A 16,412-nucleotide genomic window follows, 5' to 3' on the forward strand; every position below is an offset into this window, starting at 1 on the left:
TCATGCGGGGGTGCGGGGGATGCAAGCGCGGGGCGGCGGCAGGCGCAATGCCTCTGTCAGCACCCGGCCGATATCCTGCCCCGCGCCGGGGGTGAAGACCTGCCCGCCCGTCGCCTCGGCCAGGCAGGCCACCTGCTGGTTGCGGGCGATGTCCACCACCGCGATCGACAGGCCCGGATCCGCCGCCCGCGCCGCGCGCGCCGCCACGCAGGGGTCGCCCCGGCAGGTCTCGATGCCATCGGTGATGACGATGACGAAGCCCGGCGCGCCGGTGGGGCGCTGGCGCACCGCGGCGGAGGCGCGCTCGATGGCCAGCGCCAGCGGCGTGCCGGCGGCGTTGGGCTGCAGGCCGCGCAGCGCCGCCTGCAGCCGGGCCCGCGCCGAATTGTCGTATTGCCCCACCGGGCTCACGGAACAGCTGCCGACGCTCGGCGTGCGGCTGTCGGTCGGGGTGAAGGAGAACAGTTGCACGCGCGCGCGTGCCGGCAGGGTGGAGAGTGCCGCGAGTGCCGCCTGGCGCGCGGCCTCCATGCGCTGCTCCGGCCCCGGCGTGGCGTTCAGCTCGGCGAGCAGCCGGTCGCGCCCCGGCTGCTGGTCGATCGGCCCGGCCTCCCGCGCGATGCGGGCCATGGTCTCGGCCTCAGCGGCCGCATCCATGCTGGCGGGCCAGAGCATGGAGGCCGAGGTATCCACCACCAGCGCCACATCCACCTGCTCCTCCGCCGCGCAGAGCGGGCACCAGGCACGGCGCCGGGCGATGTCGATCTCGAGGTCGGCGAGGCGGCGGCGCAGCGCCAGTTCCTCATCCCGCAGGCGGGCGGCGGCGCTGTTGTCGGGCATGGGGCAGCTATTGGCGCGCAGCTCCGCCGGCGCGCCGGCGAAGGCCGCCTGCACGCCGAGCCAGGCGGCGATGCCCGCCAGCGGCAGCCCGACCAGCAGCGAGGCGAGGGCAAGGGTCACCAGGAAGGGGCGCTGGCGGAACATGCTGGGTCGCTCCGTCATGGCACGCGGAACTCCGCGACCGGGGGGGCGTTGGTGCGGGTGGCGGTGCCGGTGACCTCCCGCGCCTGGCCATCGGTGACGATTCTCAGCCGGAAGGGCACCGGCGTGCGGCGGGCTTCGTAGTCATAGTAGACCACGCGGATGCGCCAGGTGCCGCTGGCTGGCGTGGCGGCCCAGAAGACGTTCTCGACCGGGCGGTTCGACTGGCGCTCGCCGCCATTCATGTCGACATCGAGCCGCCCGCCGCAATTGGCCCGCGCCTGCCAGAAGATCTGCCCGCCATCGGGGCAGTCGATATGCAGGTCGAGGTCCGACGGCCCGTCCCAGGACAGCGTGACCTGGTAGTTGCTGCGCTGCGCGCGTTCCCGGTCCAGCCGCTGGTCAAGCTCGCTGCGCTGCGGCGGGGGAGGCGCGGGCGGCGGTGGGGTGGGCGCAGGGGCGGGTGTGGGCGCCGGTGCGGGCGCCGGGGCCGGTGGCGGCGGCGGCGCGGGGGGCGGGGCGCTGGCGATGCGGCACTGGATGACCCGCCCGGAATAGGCGCGCTCCAGTTGGGCGAGCCGCGCGCGCAGCCGCGCTTCCTCCTGCTGCAGGGGCGGCAGGCCGGAATCGGGCGGCATCTCGCAGACCGGCGGCTCGGGCAGGCGCAGGCCGAGCAGCACGCCGGCCAGCGCGGGCAATTGCCAGGCGAGCAGCCCGCCCAGCAGCAGCAGCACCGCCGCCAGCGCCAGCAGCCGCAGCGGCCAGGCCCGGCGATCGGCCGGCGGCGGGGCGGCGGGCGCACGCTCGGGCGTGGGCTCCGCCGCCGTCGCGACGAAGAGCGACTGGCCGAGCAGATCGGCGAGCGGCGGCCGCCCCTCGGCGGCGGCAAGACCCCAGCCGGCGAGGACGTAGGTCTCGCGCGCCTCGCTGCCTGGGGCGCCGGGCTCGCTCAATACCCAGAGGTCGCCCCATTCCATGCCCTGGGTGGCGCGGTCCAGCACCTCGGCAAGGCGCCGCTGGCTCGGGCTGCCGCCCTGGCGCAGGCGGGCGGCCTCGTTGCGCACCTCGGTCAGCAAGGTGCCGACCGCCTGTTGCGCGCGGGCCTGCGCCTCGGGCGGCAATTCCGCGAAGGGGCGCGGCTCGCCCGGCTGGTCGGTGCGCCAGCGGATGCGCCCTTCGAGCAGCATGGGCTCGGCGAAGAGCGCGGCGTGGCGCTCCAGCGACTGGGCGCGCAGATGGCTCAGCACCTGCGCGCGGTAGTCGAAGACCCGGCCCTCGAGCACGCGCTCGGGCCGGCGCGTGGCGGTGTCGGTTTCGGCGAGGAAGCGTGGCTGGGCCATGCGCCGGGCTCAGCGCGCCGGGGTGGGGGTGGGTGCAGGCGTGGCGGGCGCGCCAGGGGCCCCGGCGGCGGGCGGCGCGGCGGCAGGTGGGCTGGCGGCGGGCGGGGTGGCCGGTTGCGGCACGCAGGCCTCGCCCTGCGCCTCGGCCGGCAGGCTGCTCGCGCGCAGGAACGCGAGCAGCGTCGCGGTCGGCAGCGCGTAATCGGCGCGATAGGCGGTCTCGCGATCCGTGCGGATGAAGGTGTTGACCCCAAGCACCCGCCCGCAGCGATCCACCACCGGCCCGCCGGAATTGCCGCGGTTGATGGCCGCGGTGTGGATCACCACCGGGCTGCCGCGGAATTGCTGCACGCCGCTGACCTCGCCGGTGGTGAAATGCGCCGCCGGCGCCGCGCCGCCCTCGCCGCGCATCAGCCGCTGGAAATCATCGCCGGCCCCGGTGACAAACCCTGGAAAACCCACCGCCACCACCGGCACCAGCGGCGCGGCGGTGGTCGCAAGGCGCAAGGGCGGCAGCGCCTGCCCGGCGATGCGCAGCACGGCGAAATCCGGCTGGCCGAAATCATGGTTCGGCGTGCGCGCCACCACCTCGGCCTGCACCGGGCTGCCGAGCAGGCGGTTGGTGACCAGCACGCGATCCGCCCCATCCACCACATGCAGGTTGGTGACGATCAGGTCGGGCGCGATGGCGAAGCCGCTGCCGGTGCCGAGTTGCTGCTGCCCGGTCTCCGACCGGCCGGGGGCCAGCACCAGCACCACCGATTGCTCGAGCAATTCCGCAAGGCTCGTCTGCTGAGCCGGCGCGCCCGGTGTGGGCGCGGGGCGCTGCACCGGCTGCTGCTCGACGGGCGGCGGCAAGGCGGGCTGGGCGGGCCGGTTCTCCTGCCCCGGCAGGGCGGGCAGCGGGCCCTCGGCCATCAGGCAGACATCGCCGCGCAGCGCGAGTTCCAGCTGCGCGATCCGCTGGCGGAGGCTCTCATTCACCCCCTCCTGCATCCGCTGCAATTCCGTATCGAGCAGCGGGTCGGGCGCGGGGCGCACCTCGGCCTGCAGCCGCTCCACCAGCCGCATCCAGCCGTAATAGTAGCCCGCGCCGAGGGCCACGATGGACAGGGCGAGCACGATGGCCACAGCCCCGAGCACCGCCCCCGCCGCGCCCAGCGCCCCGCCGGGGCCGGAAGGCGGCGCGGCCGGTGGCGGGCCGGGCGGGCGCGGCGGCGCGCCGGGCGGCGTGGCCGCCCCCCCTGCCCTGCCCGCGACGGCGGCAGCGACCGGCGCGGCCATCGGCGTCTCCGGCGCGGGGGGCGCGGCGCTGGCGCGCCAGGGGTCGAAGCCGCCCGGCGCATAACGACCGAGCGTCGCGGCGAAATGTGCCTGCTGCGCAGCGGGCTCGGTGCCGATGGCCGGCGGCGTCAGGCCCCAATTCACCAGCACGGGCGCGTCGCCACCCCAGAGGATGTCGTCCTCGCTGCGCAGCAGCAGCGCGCCGCGCAGCAGCGGCCCGGCCTCGGGGTGGGTCAGCAGCGGCTGCAGCGCCTCGAAGCGCGTGCGCAGGATGGCCTCGGCGCGCTGCCGTTGCGCCCCTTCCAGCAGCCGCACCGGCACCGGGTCCTGGATCGCCTCGCCATACCAGGTGATGCGCCGCACCGGCGCACCATCGACCTCCGGCTTGGCGAAGAAGCCCGCCAGGCCCAGCCGCTGCCGCGCCAGCAGCGCGGCGAGGCGTGCGTGCTGCTGCACCACCGGCACCCCGCCCACCGGGACAAGCGCGAGGTCGCCGAGTTCGAGACCGCTGAGCAGGCGTTCGGTGGACAAGGCGGTGGGTCTCCGGGGCTACAGCAGCAGCGGTGGCAGGGGGGCCGGCGGGGGCGGCGGCGCGGGCGGCGGTGGGCGCTGCGGCGGCGGGGGCGGCGGCTCGCGTGGCGGGGGGCGCACGCCGGGCACGTCCACCTGCTCGGAATCGCCGAAGCGGATGTTGTCGATGCCGAAGCCGCGCGGCTCGCGCCCCACCAGATGGAATTCGAGGGCGGCGATGCGCTGGCTGAGATCGCCCGTGGCAAGGGCGAGGAATTCCCGCCCGCGGCCGCGATTCTCGGCCCGGCCGAGTTGCCGCCCGCGCCGGTCATAGACGGTGATGGCGGTGCCCTCGGGCGCGTCGAAATACCCGCCGAGCAACCCCACCGCCGCGACATCGCTGTCGAAGAGGATGGCGATCGGCCCGTTCCAAAGCGGCGTGCCGCTGAGTTGCACGTCGTTGATGCCCGGCGCGCCATCGAAGGCCGTGAAGGCCGGCGGCGCGTTGGGGTCGAGGGCGAGCGGCGCGCGCGGGCTGCCCACGAGGCAGCCGGTCAGCGCCGCGCCATCAGGGCATTCCTGCGGACTGCCCAGGCGACGCCCCATCAGATGCCCGCCGAAGCGCACCGTCGGGTCGCTCGGCCGGCCGCCATACATCGCCGGCGTATAGACCGGGTTGCGGGTGCCGCGCGGCACCTCGCTGAAGGTGATGCGCCCCGCGCCCGCGCGGAACTGGCCCTCGCTGAGCCGCACCACACCCGGCCCGGCACCGGGCCCTTGCTGCGCGCGCGCGGGCAGGAAGGGCAGGCTGAGCGCGGCCCCGAGCAGGCCACGGCGCGCGAGGCGGGCGTTCATTCGCGCCGCAGCTCGCGATTCATGTCCGCGAGGCTGCCCTCGATCGCCTGGCGGCGGCGGGACAGCTCCTCGTTCCGGCGGCGCAACTCCTCGGTCGGCGGCGCGTTGCGCAGCGCCTCCTGCTCCTGGCGCAGCCGCGCGGCCTCGGTCTCCAGCGCGGCCAGGCGCTCGCGGTTGAGCCGCCCGGCCTCCCGCGCCTGGGCGATCTCCCGCTCGAGACGGGCGGTGCGGGCGCGCTCGGCGGCGAGGTCGTTGCGCAGGCGGGCCTGCTCGGCGGCCACCGAATCGCGCCGCGCGCGGGCGGCCTCAAGCTCGCGCGCCGCGGCGGCCTGCTCGGCCTCCGCCACGGCCACGCGCTGCTGCAGCACGTCCACGCGGCTCTGGTAGCCGCCGCCGATCACGCAATTGCCGACCTGGAAGATGTTGCGGTCCGCGCGCGGGTCGCAGGGCTGCGCGGCACAGCCCGCGAGCAGCAGCGGCAGCAGGAGAAGCGGCGCCGCGCGCATCAGATCTCGATCCGGCCGAGATCCGCATTCATCCGCCGCAGCGATTCCGCGAGCGAGGCGTTGGAGCGTTCGATCCGCGTCGCCTCCTCGGCCAGCGCCTCATCGCCGCTGCCCTTGCCGCCGGAGGCCGCGATCTGCCGGCGCATCGCGGCGACATGCGCCTGGCCCTCATTCAGCGCCGCCTGTGCGCGGTCCCGGTCGCGCTTGGCCTGGTCGAGCGTCTGCGCCTGCTGCGCGTTCAACCCGCGCCCGCTGCTGATGTCACGCCGCAGTGAGGCCAGTTCGCCCGACATGCGGCTGGCCGCGGCGCGGGCGCTGCCGGCCTCGGCCTGCATCTGCTGGGCGATTTCCTGCGCGTTGCGCTCGCGCCCCGTCAGGGTCTGTTCCGTGGCGGCGTAGCCCTGCTGCTGGCCCTGCAGCACGCTGCCGGTGACAGCGCCGAGACCCGCGCCCAGGGCCGCGCCGAGCAGCGCCCCCTGGCCACGGTTGTTGCCGCCGAGAGCCGCGCCGAGCAGCGCACCCGCGCCGGCGCCCACCGCCGCGCCCTGCGCGGCCAGCGGCATGTTGTTGGCCTGCTGGCAGCCACCCAGCGCGACGGCGCCGGCCAGCAGCAGAAAGCGGAACGAAATGCGGTGCTTCGGCATGGTGTCGCGCCCTGTACTCCCTGCCACTCTATGTAGCCGTCAATTGCGGCGCAATGTTGCAGGCCCCGCGAGGAGCGGGGCATCGCCGCACCGCGCCGCGCGTCAGCGTTCCGCGGTTCGCAGGGCCGCCCCACCACCCGGCAGGGCGATGGGCGGCGCGCTCTCGCGGATCGAGCCATCCGCGCCCACGGCGTAGATGCGGATGTTGCTCTCCACCATGCTCTGCGCGAACAGCGTGCGGCCATCCGCGCTGAAGGCCGCGCCCTGCGCCCAGGCGCCGAGCGGCGCCTCGCCCACCTGCGTCAGGCGGAGGTTGTCCACGCGATAGGTGCGAACAAGGTTGGGCCCCAGGAAGGGCGAATTGGCCGGCTTGTTGGAGCCGTTCATCACCGTCACCGCCAGCAGCCTGCCATCGGGGCTGAGCTGCAGCCCCTCGGGCGTCTGCCCCACGGTCGTGGTGTGCACCGTGCGCCAGGTGGCAGGCGGGCCGGAGAGATCGATCAGCGACACCGTGTCCTCATCGCCATTGCCACGGCCGATATTCGCCACCGCCGCGAAGCGGCCATCGGGCGCGATGACCAGCCCATAGGGGCGCAGCCCGGCCGAGAAGCTGCGCGGCGTGCGCGTGACCGTCTCGCCCTCGATCGCCAGCACGGTGATGAAGAAGTCGCCGTCGCGCGCCACCAGCGCGTGCCGGCCATCGGGCGTGAAGGCGACATGCGAGACGCCCGAGGCGGGGGCCGCGATCTCGACAGTGCCCAGCGGCTCGACCCGCCCGGCGCGGATGCGCAGCACGCTCACCGTCCCGGCCTCGCGGTTCGCCACCAGGGCCAGCGTGCCGGCGCGGTTCACCGAGACCCCGGCCGGCCCGGCGCCGGTCTCGATCGTCTGCACCACGGCCGGCGGGCTGGCGGTGAGATCGACCACGGAGAGGCGGTTGTCGGGGATGCTGCGCGCGGGGTTGGCGGGGTCGATGCGCTGGTTCGAGGTGACCAGCACCAGCCGCTCATCAGGGGTGAGCGCCACGGAGAAGGGCGGGCCGACCACCGAATTCGGCACCGCCACCGTCGCCACCAGGCGCGGCGGCATGCTGGCCAGGTCATGCACGGTGATCGTGTCGGCCGGGGGATTCGCGACCACCTGCGTCGCGCCATTCACCAGCCGCACCTTGGCATCGTTGCCCGAGACCATGAGCTGCGCTGCGGCCGGCGGCGCCAGCGCCAGCACCGCGAGGCCCGCCTGAAGCGTCCGCTTCAACATGTCCTTCTTCCTCCCCGAGTGTTGCCGGCGAGCCCGGCAGGCGCCAGCATCCGCCCGCGCTGCGTCACAAGACAAGCAGCCACAGGGTCCACGCAGAAACTTTATGTCACGGAGGCAGGGCGCATGATCGGGCTCGATTGGGGAACCACCAGCCTGCGCGCCTATCGCATCGCCCCCGACGGGGCCGTGCTGGCGCGGCTGGATGTGCCGGGCGGGATCATGACCGTGGCACCCGGCGGCTTTCCCGCCGCGCTGGAGGCCGCGATCGGCCCCTGGCTGGCCGAGGGCGAGGACAGCATCCTGCTGTGCGGCATGGTCGGCAGCCGGCAGGGCTGGGTCGAGGCGCCCTACCTCCCCTGCCCGGCCGGCGCGGCGGAGTTGGCGGCGGCGACCATCGCCCTGCCCTTCGCCCGTGCCCGCGCGCGCCTCATTCCCGGCCTGACCTGCACCGATGCCGATGGCGTGCCCGATGTGATGCGCGGCGAGGAGACGAAGCTGGTCGCCCTGGCCGGGCGGGGCGGCGATGCGCTGGTCTGCCTGCCGGGCACGCATTGCAAATGGGCAAGGCTGGCCGGCGGGCGCGTGATGGGCTTCACCACGCACATGACCGGCGAGGCCTTCGCCGCGCTCTCCCAGCACACGATCCTGGCGCGCACCAGCGAGGACGCCCCGCATGCCCCGGCGGCCTTCGCCAGAGGCGTGGCGCGGGCGCAGCAGGCGGGCGGGCTGCTGCACCACCTCTTCGGCGCGCGCACCCTGCACCTGATGGACCAGCTGCCGGCCGCCGAGACGCGCAGCTACCTCTCCGGCCTGCTGATCGGCCATGAGGTGGTGGCCGCCCTGGCCGAGACCGGCGCGCGCGCGGTGGCGCTGGTGGGGGCCGAGGGCCTCGCCGCGCTCTACCACGCGGCCCTGACGCAGCTTGGCGTGACGGTGCGCCTGCATGAGCCGGACCTCGTCGCGGCCGGGCTGCACGCCTTCGCGGTGAGCCTGGGCTGGCAGGGCGCGGCCGGCGAGCGCGCTTGAACCTTCGGGCAGGTGCCTCTATTGCGGAAACAGGCGCCCGGAGCGGCGCGCGAAGGTCAATCACAGGGGGGCCACCATGCTGATCCAACGTCGCCAACTCGCCGCGCTCGGCGCCGCCGCCCTGGCCGCGCCCGCCCTGGTGCGCCCGGCCAGCGCGCAGGAGCTGACGCTGCGCCTGCATCACTTCCTGCCGGCGGTCTCCAACGTGCACCGGCATTTCCTGATGCCCTGGGCGCAGAAGATCGCGACCGAGAGCCAGAACCGGCTGCGCATCCAGATCTTCCCCTCCATGCAGCTCGGCGGCGCGCCGCCGCAGCTCTTCGACCAGGCGCGCGACGGCGTTGTGGACATGGTCTGGACGCTGCCCGGCAACACGCCCGGCCGCTTCCCCAAGATCGAGGTCTTCGAGCTGCCCTTCGTCGCCAACCCGCTGGCCGCGCCGAACGCCAAGGCCTGCTGGGAGTTCTACACGACGCATCTGCGCGACGAATTCCGCGAGGTGCACCCGATCACCGTCTGGGCGCATGATGGCGGCGTCATCCATGCCAACAAGCCGGTCACGCGGCTCGAGGATCTGCGCGGGCTGAAGCTGCGCTTCCCGACGCGCCAGGCGGGCGAGGCGCTGCGCGCGCTGGGGGCGGCGCCGATCGGCATGCCCGTGCCGCAGGTGCCCGAGGCCGTCTCCCAGGGCGTGATCGATGGCGCGGTGGTGCCGTGGGAGGTCGTGCCCTCCATCCGCCTCGCCGAGCTGGTGCGCAACCATACCGAGATCATGGGCACGCCCACCTTCTACGCGGCGACCTTCATCATCGCCATGAACCCGGCGCGCTACGCCGCGATGCCCGCGGATCTGCGCGCCGTGCTGGATGCGAATTCCGGCATGGTCGCGGCCGAGATGGCCGCCAAGGTCTGGGACGAGCAGGGCCCGGTGGTGCGCGCGCAGGTCGCGCGCCGCAGCCAGAACAGCATCGTGCAGCTCTCGGACGCCGAGAAGCAGCGCTGGATGGCGGCGACGGCCCCGGTCGTCGAGTCCTGGGTCGCGGGCTCGGGCGCGCGCGGCTTCGACGGCGCGGCGCTGCTGGCCGATGCGCGGCGCCTGATCGCCAAGCACAGCGCCTGAACGACACGGCCGGCGAGACCACACCAGGAGCGCCGGCCATGTCCGCGACCAAGGATCCCCCCGGCGGCGTGATCGGCTTCGTGGCGCGCGCCCTCGCCTTCCTGGGCGGCGCGGCGCTGCTGGTCGCGGCCTCGGTCACCTCGATCAGCGTCGTGCTGCGCTGGCTCACCAGCCAGCCGATCCGCGGCGATTTCGAGATGGTCTCGATCGCCGCGGGCGTGGCGGTGTTCGGCTTCCTCGCCTATGGCACGCTGATGCGCGCAAACATCATCGTGGACAGCTTCACCACCTGGCTGCCCGCGCGGCTCAACGCGCTGGTCGACGCCTTCTGGATGCTGGTCTGGGCCGGCGTGGCGCTGTGGCTCGCCGAGCGCATGGCGCTTGGCACCTGGGACACCTGGCGTTCGGGCATGCGCACCATCGGGCTGCTGGCGCTGCCCTATTGGTGGGCGGTGGGCATCGGCGCGCTGTGCTTCGCGGCCATCGCGCTCTGCGCGCTGCTCTGGGCGGTGCGGCTGGGGCGGGGGCGCGGCTGATGGCGCCCGAATTCGTCCTCGCCGCCACGGGCTTCGCCGTGATGCTGGCGCTGATCGCATGCCGTGCCCCTGTCGGACTTGCCATGCTGCTGGTGGGCATCGGCGGCTATGTGCACATCCTCGACTGGGCGGCGCTGGGCAACTACCTCAAGACCACGCCCTATCACCTGTTCTCCAACTACACGCTCTCGGTCATCCCGCTGTTCATCCTGATGGGCGCGCTGGCCGAGCGCGGTGGGCTGGCGCGGGATCTCTTCGCCGCCGCCAATGCGCTGATCGGGCGCAAGCCGGGTGGCCTCGCGATGGGCGTGATCGGCGCCTGCGCCTGTTTCGGCGCGGTCTGCGGCTCTTCGGTGGCGACCACCGCCACCTTCGGCCGCGCCGCCCTGCCGGAGTTGCGGCGCTACGGCTACGACATGGGCTTCGCCACCGGCACCATCGCGGTCGGCGGCACGCTGGGCATCCTCATCCCGCCCAGCGTCATCCTGGTGGTCTATGCCATCAGCACCGAGCAGAACATCGCCAAGCTGTTCATGGCCGCGCTGATCCCCGGGCTGATGGCGACCGCGCTCTACATCGTCGCCATCATGCTGATCATGAAGGCGCGCCCCGAGCTCGGCCCGCCGGGCGAGGCACCGAGTGCGGCCGAGAAGCGCGCCGCCTTCCTCAACGTCATTCCCGTGCTGATGATCGCGGTGGTGGTGGTGGGCGGCATCTATGGCGGCGTCTTCACGCCCACCGAGAGCGCGGCGGTGGGCTGCATCGCGACCCTGCTGGTCGGCGTGCTGCGCGGCACGCTCAAGGGTCGGCATGTGCGCGAGAGCCTCTTCGCCACGGCCGAGACCTCGGCCATGATCTTTGCGATCCTGCTGGGGGCGGAGATCTTCAACGCCTTCCTCGCCCTCTCCCAAGCGCCGGACCTGCTGGCGATGTGGATCACCGAGCAGGAATTCCCGCCCTATGCGGTGCTCGGCATCCTGCTGCTCTCCTACATCATCCTCGGCGCGGTTATGGATGAGCTGGCGATGATCCTGCTGACGCTGCCGGTCTTCTTCCCCGTCGTCACGGCGCTCGATTTCGGCCTGACCACCGAGGAGACGGCGATCTGGTTCGGCATCCTGGTGCTGGTCGTGGTCGGCATCGGGCTGACGGCACCGCCCATCGGGCTCAACGTCTTCGTCATCTCGGGCCTCGCGAAGGACGTGCCGATCAGCGCCACCTATCGCGGCGTGCTGCCCTTCCTGGGCATGGATGTGTTGCGCCTGGGCCTGCTTGTTGCCTTCCCCGCGCTCAGCCTATGGCTGGTGAACCTGTTGAGTTGATCCAAGGAAGCCTGCGATGACCGACGCCTTCATCTGCGACGCCGCGCGCACCGCCATCGGCCGCTATGCCGGCGTGCTGAAGGATGTGCGCCCCGACGACCTCGGCGCGGTGCCGATCAAGGCGCTGATCGCGCGCAACAGCCAGCTCGACCCCACGGCGATCGAGGATGTGATCTTCGGCTGCGCCAACCAGGCGGGCGAGGACAACCGCAATGTCGCGCGCATGTCCGCGCTGCTCGCCGGCCTGCCGGAGGGCATCCCCGGCGCCACCGTGAACCGGCTTTGTGGTTCGGGGATGGATGCGGTGGGCATCGCCGCGCGCGCCATCAAGGCGGGCGAGTGCGAGCTGCTGCTCGCCGGCGGCGTCGAGAGCATGACCCGCGCGCCCTTCGTCATGGGCAAGTCCGCCGAGGCCTTCGGCCGCGCGGCGGAGATCTACGACACCACCATCGGCTGGCGCTTCGTCAACCCGCTGATGAAGGCGCGCTACGGCATCGATTCCATGCCCGAGACGGCCGAGAACGTGGCGCAGGATTTCGCCATCAGCCGCGCCGACCAGGATGCCTTCGCCTATCGCTCCCAGCAGCGTGCCGGGGCGGCCATGGCGCGCGGGCGCTTCGCGGAGGAGATCGTCCCGGTCACCATCGCGCGCCGCAAGGGCGATCCCCTGGTGATCGACACCGATGAGCACCCCCGCCCCGACACCACGCTGGAGGCGCTGGCCAAGCTCGGCACGCCCTTCCGCAAGGAAGGCGGCAGCGTGACCGCGGGCAATGCCTCGGGCGTGAATGACGGCGCCTGCGCGATCCTCGTCGCGTCCGCCGCGGCCGCTGCGAAGCACGGGCTGACGCCGCGCGCGCGGGTGGTGGCGACGGCGACGGCGGGTGTCGCGCCGCGCATCATGGGCTTCGGCCCGGCGCCGGCGGTCAAGCTTGTGCTGGCCAAGGCCGGGCTCAGCCTCGGCCAGATCGACGTGATCGAGCTGAACGAGGCCTTCGCCGCCCAGGCGCTGGCGGTGACGCGCGACCTCGGCCTGCCGGACGATGCGGAATTCGTGAACCCGAATGGCGGCGCCATCGCGCTCGGCCATCCGCTCGGCATGTCCGGCGCGCGGCTGGTGCAGACGGCGGTGGCCGAACTGCACCACCGCAAGGCGCGCTACGCGCTGGTGACGATGTGCATCGGCGTCGGCCAGGGCATCGCCATGATCCTCGAAGCCGTCTGACGACAGGGGATCGAGGCGATGTTCCTCCCGCTCGACGATCTGCTGGCGCATGTGGCCATCGACGCACCCGCGCCGGTCATGCCGGCCGATGACGTGCCGCTGCTGATGCTGCATTCCATCGGCACCTGCCTCAGGGTCTTCGATCCGCAGGTCGCCGCCCTGTCGCGCCGGCATCGCATCATCCGCATGGATCTGCGCGGCCATGGCCTCTCGGGCGTGACCGAGGGCGATTATTCCATGGCACAGCACGCCACCGATGCGCTGAAGCTGCTGGATGCGCTGGGCGTGCGCCGCGCGCATGTGCTCGGCATGTCGATCGGCGGGCGGATCGCGTTGCAGATGGCGGCCATGGCGCCCGAGCGCGTGGCCTCGCTGATCCTGTTCGACACGGCGCTGGAATTCCCCCCGCCCCAGGCCTGGCAGGACCGGATCGATGCCGTGCGCACACGCGGCACCGAGGCGTTGGTCGATGTGGTGATGCCGCGCTGGGTGGTGGACCCCGCGCGGCCCGATTCCCAGGGGCTGCGGCGGATGCTGCTGACCACGGATCGCGCCGGCTATGCAGGTTCGGCCGCGGCGCTGCGCGATGCGCGGGCGGCGGAGATCCGGGGCCGCGTCGCCTGCCCCACCACCGTCGTCGTCGGCGACCGCGATATCGCCACGCCCCCTGCCATGGCGCAGGAGATCGTCGCCGCCATCCCCGGCAGCGCCTATGTCGAGGTGCAGGGCGGCGGGCATCTGATCACCTATGAATGCGCCGAGGCCGCCACGGCCGCGATCATCGGGCATTTCGCGCGCCTCGCGCCGCCCGCGGGGGCAGAGGCCGGGCTCGCCATCCGCAAGGCGGTGCTGGGCGAGGCGCATGTGGCGCGCGCGCAGGGCAACATCACGCCGCTCGACGCCGCCTTCCAGGAATGGATCACGGCGAATGTCTGGGGCGGCGTATGGACGCGCCCGGGGCTCTCCCGCCACCAGCGCAGCCTGCTCTGCCTTGCGATGATGGCGGCACTCGGCCGGCATGAGGAGTTCGAGTTGCATGTGCGCGCCACGCGCCACACCGGCGTGACGCCCGAGGAGATCGCCGAGGTGCTGCTTCAGGTCGGCGCCTATGCGGGGGTGCCGGCGGCGAATTCCGCGCTTAAGATCGCCAAATCCGTTCTCAAGGAAGGCTGAGGCCCGAAGATGAGCGATCCGGTTCCCTACCGCCGGCCCGACCCGGCGACGCAACCGCCCTATGACGCGACCGCCTATGGCAGCACCCGCGCACGCCACCCCAAGCAACCCCTGATCCGCGTGCCGCACAGCCTGACCGAGACCTCGGCGCCGCGCTTCACGCCCGCCTGGTACGCGCCCCATGCCGACATGTCGAAGGTGAACGGCAAGGCCGCGCTGGGCGAGCGCATCATCGTCGCCGGGCGCGTCAGCGACGAGGATGGCCGGCCGGTGGCGAACGCCATGGTCGAGGTCTGGCAGGCGAATGCGGCCGGGCGCTACCACCACCCGCGCGACCAGCATGACGCGCCGCTCGACCCGAATTTCGAGGGCCGGGCGCGGATCTTCACCGATGCCGAGGGGCGCTACAGCTTCACCTCCATCAAGCCGGGCGCCTATCCGTGGCGCAACCACAAGAACGCCTGGCGGCCGGTGCACATCCATTTCGGCCTGCATGGCGCGGGCTTCGCCCAGCGCATGATCACGCAGATGTATTTCCCCGGCGACCCGCTGCTGGCGCTGGACCCGATCTTCCACGCCACGGCGGATGAGGCCGCGCGCAACCGGCTGGTCGCGGGCTTCGACCTCGACATCACGCAGCCCGAATGGGCACTGGGCTACCGCTTCGACATCGTGCTGCGCGGGCGAGAGGCGACCCCCTTCGAGGAGGGCCACGCATGATCCCGGCCACCGCCTCCCAGACCGCCGGTCCCTACTGGCACATGATCGACTTCCCCGAATGGGCCGATCTGCTGCGACCCGATGGCCCCAATGCGGGCGCGGTGGGGGAGCGCGTGGTGCTGACCGGGCGCATCACCGATGGCGATGGCGCCGTGGTTTCCGACGCGCTGGTCGAGATCTGGCAGGCCGGGCCGGAGGGGCGCTACGACGACGCCTTCCACGGCTTCGGCCGCTGCGGCACGAATGAGGCGGGCGAGTTCCGCTTCGTCACGCTCAAGCCCGGCGCCGTGCCGGGGCTGGGCAACGCCACCCAGGCGCCGCACATCCAGCTCACCATCTTCGCGCGCGGGCTGATGAAGCATGTCACGACCCGCGCCTATTTCGCCGGCGAACCGTTGAACGCCACCGACCCCGTGCTCAATCTCGTCGAGGACCCGGCGCGGCGCGCCACGCTGATCGCACAGCCCGGCGCGCCCGGCGAATGGCGGCTCGACATCGTGCTGCAGGGCGAAGGCGAAACCGTCTTTCTCGACGTATGAGCGTCTCGCCCGCGGATGGCGCGGTCTTCGGCGCCGTCTATGGCAGCGATGCGATGCGCGCGATCATGGGAGAGCGCGCCTTCCTCGCCGCCATGCTCGCGGTGGAGGCCGCGCTCGCCCGCGCCCAGGCCGGGCTTGGCCTGATCCCGGCCGAGGCCGCCGCCGCCATCACAGCCGCCGCGCGGGTCGAGATGCTCGACCTGCCGGCCCTGGCCGCCGCCACGCGCAACACGGGCTTCCCGGTGGTGGGGCTGGTGAAGCAGCTCTCCGCCGCCGCGGGGCCCGAGGCCGGGCGCTGGACGCATTGGGGCGCGACCACCCAGGACATCACCGATACCGCCACCATCCTGCAACTGCGCGAGGCCCTCGCGCTGATCGCGGCCGATCTCGACGGGCTGATCGCCGCCCTGGCGCGGCTCGCCACCGCACATGCCGATACGGTCATGGCCGGGCGGACCCATGCGCAGCACGCCTTGCCCATCACCTTCGGCTACAAGGTGGCGCTCTGGCTCGACCCGCTGATCACGATGCGCGAGCGCCTGGCCCAGCTCCGCCCGCGGCTGCTGCGGCTGCAATTCGGCGGCGCGGTCGGCACGCTCGCCTCGCTCGGCGCCGAGGGCCCGGCCGTCGCCGCCGCGCTGGGGCGCGAGCTGGACCTGCCGGTGCCCGCCATCCCCTGGCATGTGGCGCGCGACGGCGTGGCCGAGGCCGGCTGCTGGCTCGCCTTGCTGGCCGGTACCATGGCCAAGCCCGCCACCGACATCCTGCTGCTGACCCAATCCGAGATCGGCGAGCTGGCCGAGCCCGCCGCCCCGGGACGCGGCGGCAGCTCCACCATGCCGCAGAAGCGCAACCCGATCGGCTGCGAATACGTGCTCGCCCAGGCGCGCAGCGTGCAGACCCTGCTGCCGCAGCTCCTCGGCGCCATGGCGCATGAGCATGAGCGCGGCGCCGGCGGGCAGCAGGTGGAGCAGGTCGTGCTGCCCCAGATGCTGCTCTACGCCCATGGCGCGCTGGCCACGCTGCGCCCGCTGGTCGAGGGCCTTGTGGTCGATCCCGCGCGGATGCGCCGCAACCTCGAGGCCGGCGGGGGCTTGATCATGGCCGAGGCGGTGATGATGGGCCTCGCCCCCCTGCTCGGCCGTGCCGCGGCGCATGAGGCGGTGCATCACGCCTGCGATGTGGCGCTGGCGGAGGGCATTCCCCTGGCCGAGGCGCTGGGGCGCGACGGACGGATTACGGCCCATCTGGATGCCGCGGGCATCGCCGCGCTGACCGACCCGGCCAGCTATCTCGGCACCGCCGGAACCGCGCTGGCCGCCACCCTGGCCCGGGCGGCGGGGTGAAGAAGCCCTTGCAGTTTCCCGCCGC

The 16,412-nt window shown here is 73.2% G+C and carries 16 protein-coding genes; 9 read left to right on the forward strand and 7 right to left on the reverse strand.

Annotated features, from left to right (window positions below; all coding sequences use genetic code 11):
* The 7 genes from AC2D9U_RS19975 to AC2D9U_RS20005 form a co-directional block, all read right to left on the reverse strand.
* The gene (locus AC2D9U_RS19975) at positions 1-1,002 is read right to left on the reverse strand and encodes a VWA domain-containing protein (RefSeq protein WP_484752165.1); all 1,002 of its coding nucleotides are present in this window, start codon (positions 1,000-1,002) and stop codon (positions 1-3) included.
* A complete protein-coding gene (locus tag AC2D9U_RS19980) occupies positions 999-2,321 on the reverse strand; it encodes a hypothetical protein (protein WP_484752167.1) in 1,323 nt (440 codons plus the stop codon). The genes AC2D9U_RS19975 and AC2D9U_RS19980 overlap by 4 nt, the downstream gene beginning before the upstream one ends.
* Positions 2,322-2,330: 9 nt before the next feature.
* Positions 2,331-4,136 (reverse strand): S1C family serine protease, encoded by a 1,806-nt coding sequence (locus AC2D9U_RS19985; protein ID WP_484752169.1) that lies wholly within the window; start codon positions 4,134-4,136, stop codon positions 2,331-2,333.
* Between the two features lie 18 nt (positions 4,137-4,154).
* The gene (locus AC2D9U_RS19990) at positions 4,155-4,970 is read right to left on the reverse strand and encodes a PEP-CTERM sorting domain-containing protein (RefSeq protein WP_484752171.1); all 816 of its coding nucleotides are present in this window, start codon (positions 4,968-4,970) and stop codon (positions 4,155-4,157) included.
* A complete protein-coding gene (locus AC2D9U_RS19995; RefSeq protein WP_484752173.1) occupies positions 4,967-5,476 on the reverse strand; it encodes a hypothetical protein in 510 nt (169 codons plus the stop codon). The genes AC2D9U_RS19990 and AC2D9U_RS19995 overlap by 4 nt, the downstream gene beginning before the upstream one ends.
* The gene (locus tag AC2D9U_RS20000; RefSeq protein WP_484752175.1) at positions 5,476-6,120 is read right to left on the reverse strand and encodes a YMGG-like glycine zipper-containing protein; all 645 of its coding nucleotides are present in this window, start codon (positions 6,118-6,120) and stop codon (positions 5,476-5,478) included. Before AC2D9U_RS20000 ends, AC2D9U_RS19995 begins: the two co-directional genes overlap by 1 nt.
* A 102-nt stretch (positions 6,121-6,222) precedes the next feature.
* Positions 6,223-7,380 (reverse strand): lactonase family protein, encoded by a 1,158-nt coding sequence (locus AC2D9U_RS20005; protein WP_484752177.1) that lies wholly within the window; start codon positions 7,378-7,380, stop codon positions 6,223-6,225.
* 123 nt (positions 7,381-7,503) lie between these two features.
* On the opposite strand from AC2D9U_RS20005, the gene AC2D9U_RS20010 reads away from it, so the two are divergent.
* The 9 genes from AC2D9U_RS20010 to pcaB all read left to right on the forward strand — a co-directional run bounded on the left by AC2D9U_RS20010 (position 7,504) and on the right by pcaB (position 16,387).
* Positions 7,504-8,406, forward strand: a complete 903-nt coding sequence (locus AC2D9U_RS20010) for a 2-dehydro-3-deoxygalactonokinase (RefSeq protein ID WP_484752179.1) — start codon at positions 7,504-7,506, stop codon at positions 8,404-8,406.
* A 76-nt stretch (positions 8,407-8,482) separates the two neighbouring features.
* Positions 8,483-9,526 (forward strand): TRAP transporter substrate-binding protein, encoded by a 1,044-nt coding sequence (locus AC2D9U_RS20015; protein WP_484752181.1) that lies wholly within the window; start codon positions 8,483-8,485, stop codon positions 9,524-9,526.
* A gap of 38 nt (positions 9,527-9,564) precedes the next feature.
* Positions 9,565-10,062 (forward strand): TRAP transporter small permease, encoded by a 498-nt coding sequence (locus tag AC2D9U_RS20020; RefSeq protein ID WP_484752183.1) that lies wholly within the window; start codon positions 9,565-9,567, stop codon positions 10,060-10,062.
* Positions 10,062-11,384, forward strand: a complete 1,323-nt coding sequence (locus AC2D9U_RS20025) for a TRAP transporter large permease (protein WP_484752185.1) — start codon at positions 10,062-10,064, stop codon at positions 11,382-11,384. The genes AC2D9U_RS20020 and AC2D9U_RS20025 overlap by 1 nt, the downstream gene beginning before the upstream one ends.
* Positions 11,385-11,400: 16 nt before the next feature.
* Positions 11,401-12,609: a 3-oxoadipyl-CoA thiolase gene (gene pcaF, locus AC2D9U_RS20030; protein ID WP_484752187.1), complete on the forward strand. Its 1,209-nt coding sequence runs from the start codon at positions 11,401-11,403 to the stop codon at positions 12,607-12,609.
* Between the two features lie 18 nt (positions 12,610-12,627).
* Positions 12,628-13,782 carry a bifunctional 3-oxoadipate enol-lactonase/4-carboxymuconolactone decarboxylase PcaDC gene (gene pcaDC / locus AC2D9U_RS20035; protein ID WP_484752189.1) on the forward strand — a complete coding sequence of 385 codons (1,155 nt, stop codon included), beginning with the start codon at positions 12,628-12,630 and terminating at the stop codon, positions 13,780-13,782.
* Between the two features lie 9 nt (positions 13,783-13,791).
* Positions 13,792-14,502: a protocatechuate 3,4-dioxygenase subunit beta gene (pcaH, locus tag AC2D9U_RS20040; protein WP_484752191.1), complete on the forward strand. Its 711-nt coding sequence runs from the start codon at positions 13,792-13,794 to the stop codon at positions 14,500-14,502.
* The gene (pcaG, locus tag AC2D9U_RS20045) at positions 14,499-15,041 is read left to right on the forward strand and encodes a protocatechuate 3,4-dioxygenase subunit alpha (RefSeq protein WP_484752193.1); all 543 of its coding nucleotides are present in this window, start codon (positions 14,499-14,501) and stop codon (positions 15,039-15,041) included. Before pcaH ends, pcaG begins: the two co-directional genes overlap by 4 nt.
* The gene (pcaB, locus tag AC2D9U_RS20050; RefSeq protein ID WP_484752196.1) at positions 15,038-16,387 is read left to right on the forward strand and encodes a 3-carboxy-cis,cis-muconate cycloisomerase; all 1,350 of its coding nucleotides are present in this window, start codon (positions 15,038-15,040) and stop codon (positions 16,385-16,387) included. The genes pcaG and pcaB overlap by 4 nt, the downstream gene beginning before the upstream one ends.
* Positions 16,388-16,412: the final 25 nt, after the last annotated feature.

This window comes from Roseomonas sp. TF40 (assembly GCF_057219975.1).

What these genes read in the sequence shown, in the direction of transcription:
- AC2D9U_RS19975 (WP_484752165.1), bottom strand. Translation starts at nt 1,002, where the DNA reads ATGACGGAGCGACCCAGCATGTTCCGCCAGCGCCCCTTCCTGGTGACC.
- AC2D9U_RS19980 (WP_484752167.1), bottom strand. Translation starts at nt 2,321, where the DNA reads ATGGCCCAGCCACGCTTCCTCGCCGAAACCGACACCGCCACGCGCCGG.
- AC2D9U_RS19990 (WP_484752171.1), bottom strand. Translation starts at nt 4,970, where the DNA reads ATGAACGCCCGCCTCGCGCGCCGTGGCCTGCTCGGGGCCGCGCTCAGC.
- AC2D9U_RS19995 (WP_484752173.1), bottom strand. Translation starts at nt 5,476, where the DNA reads ATGCGCGCGGCGCCGCTTCTCCTGCTGCCGCTGCTGCTCGCGGGCTGT.
- AC2D9U_RS20000 (WP_484752175.1), bottom strand. Translation starts at nt 6,120, where the DNA reads ATGCCGAAGCACCGCATTTCGTTCCGCTTTCTGCTGCTGGCCGGCGCC.
- AC2D9U_RS20005 (WP_484752177.1), bottom strand. Translation starts at nt 7,380, where the DNA reads ATGTTGAAGCGGACGCTTCAGGCGGGCCTCGCGGTGCTGGCGCTGGCG.
- AC2D9U_RS20010 (WP_484752179.1), top strand. Translation starts at nt 7,504, where the DNA reads ATGATCGGGCTCGATTGGGGAACCACCAGCCTGCGCGCCTATCGCATC.
- AC2D9U_RS20015 (WP_484752181.1), top strand. Translation starts at nt 8,483, where the DNA reads ATGCTGATCCAACGTCGCCAACTCGCCGCGCTCGGCGCCGCCGCCCTG.
- AC2D9U_RS20020 (WP_484752183.1), top strand. Translation starts at nt 9,565, where the DNA reads ATGTCCGCGACCAAGGATCCCCCCGGCGGCGTGATCGGCTTCGTGGCG.
- AC2D9U_RS20025 (WP_484752185.1), top strand. Translation starts at nt 10,062, where the DNA reads ATGGCGCCCGAATTCGTCCTCGCCGCCACGGGCTTCGCCGTGATGCTG.
- pcaF (WP_484752187.1), top strand. Translation starts at nt 11,401, where the DNA reads ATGACCGACGCCTTCATCTGCGACGCCGCGCGCACCGCCATCGGCCGC.
- pcaDC (WP_484752189.1), top strand. Translation starts at nt 12,628, where the DNA reads ATGTTCCTCCCGCTCGACGATCTGCTGGCGCATGTGGCCATCGACGCA.
- pcaH (WP_484752191.1), top strand. Translation starts at nt 13,792, where the DNA reads ATGAGCGATCCGGTTCCCTACCGCCGGCCCGACCCGGCGACGCAACCG.
- pcaG (WP_484752193.1), top strand. Translation starts at nt 14,499, where the DNA reads ATGATCCCGGCCACCGCCTCCCAGACCGCCGGTCCCTACTGGCACATG.
- pcaB (WP_484752196.1), top strand. Translation starts at nt 15,038, where the DNA reads ATGAGCGTCTCGCCCGCGGATGGCGCGGTCTTCGGCGCCGTCTATGGC.